This is a genomic window from Campylobacter sp. MIT 12-5580 (assembly GCF_005406235.1).
In the GTDB taxonomy this organism is placed as follows: domain Bacteria; phylum Campylobacterota; class Campylobacteria; order Campylobacterales; family Campylobacteraceae; genus Campylobacter_D.
In genome coordinates this window covers 1-3,319 of the sequence record NZ_NXLK01000016.1, presented here as the reverse complement: position 1 = coordinate 3,319, position 3,319 = coordinate 1, and the positions used below count along the sequence as shown (strand labels likewise).

General features: G+C 45.4%; 2 rRNA genes. Both read left to right on the top strand.

Annotated elements, in window-relative coordinates:
- The first annotated feature begins 60 nt into the window (after nt 1–60).
- Nucleotides 61–2,970, top strand: a 23S ribosomal RNA gene (locus CQA38_RS09110).
- Between the two features lie 227 nt (nt 2,971–3,197).
- Nucleotides 3,198–3,314 (top strand): 5S ribosomal RNA (rrf, locus tag CQA38_RS09105).
- Nucleotides 3,315–3,319: the final 5 nt, after the last annotated feature.

The window sequence follows — 3,319 nt, the reverse complement described above, 5'->3', positions numbered from 1 at the left end:
TGGCCTTTAGTTTTGCTACTTTAGTAAGAGCTTTGCTCTTACGCTAAAAGTAGATTAAAAAGGTAAGCTACAAAGAGCGAATGGTGGATGCCTTGGGTAGTAAAGGCGATGAAGGACGTACTAGACTGCGATAAGCTATGGAGAGCTGTCAAGAAGCTTTGACCCATAGATTTCCGAATGGGGCAACCCAATGTATAGAGATATACATTACCATAATGGAGCGAACGAGGGGAATTGAAACATCTTAGTACCCTCAGGAAAAGAAATCAATAGAGATTATGTCAGTAGCGGCGAGCGAAAGCGTAAGAGGGCAAACCTAGTGCTTGCACTAGGGGTTGTAGGACTGCAATATGCACGAACTAAGCTTAGCAGAATATTCTGGAAAGTTTAATCATAGAGGGTGATAATCCCGTATGCGAAAAGCAAAGTTTAGCTAGCAGTATCCTGAGTAGGGCGAAACACGTGAAATTTTGTCTGAATCCGGGTCGACCACGATCCAACCCTAAATACTCATACTACACCGATAGCGAACAAGTACCGTGAGGGAAAGGTGAAAAGAACGGCGGTGAGCCGAGTGAAATAGAACCTGAAACCATTTGCTTACAATCATTCAGAGCCCTATGGAGCAATCCAGGGTGATGGACTGCCTTTTGCATAATGAGCCTGCGAGTTGTGGTGTCTGGCAAGGTTAAGCACACGCGAAGCCGTAGCGAAAGCGAGTCTTAAAAGGGCGCTTAAGTCAGATGCTGCAGACCCGAAACGAAGTGATCTATCCATGAGCAGCTTGAAGCTAGTGTAAGAACTAGTGGAGGAGCGAACCCGCTAGCGTTGAAAAGCTATGGGATGACTTGTGGATAGGGGTGAAAGGCCAATCAAACTTCGTGATAGCTGGTTCTCTCCGAAATATATTTAGGTATAGCGTTGTGTCGTAACTAAAGGGGGTAGAGCACTGAATGGGCTAGGGCATACACCAATGTACCAAACCCTATCAAACTCCGAATACCTTTAGTGTAATCACAGCAGTCAGGCGGCGAGTGATAAAATCCGTCGTCAAGAGGGAAACAACCCAGACTAACAGCTAAGGTCCCCAAATCTCATTTAAGTGGAAAACGATGTGAAGTTACTTAAACAACCAGGAGGTTGGCTTAGAAGCAGCCATCCTTTAAAGAAAGCGTAATAGCTCACTGGTCTAGTGATTTTGCGCGGAAAATATAACGGGGCTAAAATGAGTACCGAAGCTTTAGACTTGCACCTAGTGCAAGTGGTAGGAGAGCGTTCTATTTGCGTTGAAGGTATACCGGTAAGGAGTGCTGGAGCGAATAGAAGTGAGCATGCAGGCATGAGTAGCGATAAAAGGGGTGAGAATCCCCTTCGCCGTAAACCCAAGGTTTCCTACGCGATGCTCGTCATCGTAGGGTTAGTCGGGTCCTAAGTCGAGTCCGAAAGGGGTAGACGATGGCAAATTGGTTAATATTCCAATACCAACATTAATGTGCGATGGAAGGACGCTTAGGGCTAAGCAAGCTAGCGGATGGAAGTGCTAGTCTAAGGTCGTAGGTGCTTATACAGGAAAATCCGTATAAGAATACACCGAGAACTGAAAGGCTTCTCAAAGTCTTCGGATAGCGAGGAGAATTGCTGATGCCGTCGAGCCAAGAAAAGTTTCTAAGTTTAGTTAATGTTGCCCGTACCGTAAACCGACACAGGTGGGTGGGATGAGTATTCTAAGGCGCGTGGAAGAACTCTCTTTAAGGAACTCTGCAAAATAGCACCGTATCTTCGGTATAAGGTGTGGTTAGCCTCGTATTAGGATTTACTCCGAAAGCGAGGAAACTTACAACAAAGAGTCCCTCCCGACTGTTTACCAAAAACACAGCACTCTGCTAACTCGTAAGAGGATGTATAGGGTGTGACGCCTGCCCGGTGCTCGAAGGTTAATTGATGGGGTTAGCATTAGCGAAGCTCTTGATCGAAGCCCGAGTAAACGGCGGCCGTAACTATAACGGTCCTAAGGTAGCGAAATTCCTTGTCGGTTAAATACCGACCTGCATGAATGGCGTAACGAGATGGGAGCTGTCTCAAAGAGGGATCCAGTGAAATTGTAGTGGAGGTGAAAATTCCTCCTACCCGCGGCAAGACGGAAAGACCCCGTGGACCTTTACTACAGCTTGACACTGCTACTTGGATAAGAATGTGCAGGATAGGTGGGAGGCTTTGATTCATAGACGCCAGTTTATGATGAGCCATTGTTGAGATACCACTCTTTCTTATTTGGGTAGCTAACCAGCTTGAGTTATCCTCAAGTGGGACAATGTCTGGTGGGTAGTTTGACTGGGGCGGTCGCCTCCCAAATAATAACGGAGGCTTACAAAGGTTGGCTCAAGATGGTTGGAAATCATCTGTAGAGTATAAAGGTATAAGCCAGCTTAACTGCAAGACATACAAGTCAAGCAGAGACGAAAGTCGGTCTTAGTGATCCGGTGGTTCTGTGTGGAAGGGCCATCGCTCAAAGGATAAAAGGTACCCCGGGGATAACAGGCTGATCTCCCCCAAGAGCTCACATCGACGGGGAGGTTTGGCACCTCGATGTCGGCTCATCGCATCCTGGGGCTGGAGCAGGTCCCAAGGGTATGGCTGTTCGCCATTTAAAGCGGTACGCGAGCTGGGTTCAGAACGTCGTGAGACAGTTCGGTCCCTATCTGCCGTGGGCGTAAGAAGATTGAAGAGATTTGACCCTAGTACGAGAGGACCGGGTTGAACAAACCACTGGTGTAGCTGTTGTTCTGCCAAGAGCATCGCAGCGTAGCTAAGTTTGGAAAGGATAAACGCTGAAAGCATCTAAGCGTGAAGCCAACTCTAAGATGAATCTTCTCTAAGCTCTCTAGTAGACTACTAGTTTGATAGGCTGGGTGTGTAAGAAATGAAAGTTTCTTAGCTGACCAGTACTAATAGAGCGTTTGGCTTATCTTATTTAAGCATCACTTCCTTGTTAAGGCTATATACAGATTATAGAAAACGGAGAACAGAAAATAGAATGATGTTTATCCTTGTTTTTCTTTGTGTATAAGTCTAAGGTAAGGGTTTTTATAAAACTTGTTTCTTAACATTGTTTTTTAAGTGTTTTTAGAATATAAAAAAAGCTTAGACTTTAATTTAAAGTTTTAGAACTTAAGATACAAAAACATTTAAACAACAATGTCCGTGATTATACAGATGTGGAAACGCCTTGCTCCATCTCGAACCAAGAAGCTAAGCACATCGTGGGTGATGATACTACGCCTTACTGGCAGGGGGAAAGTAGCTTGTTGCGGACTTTGTT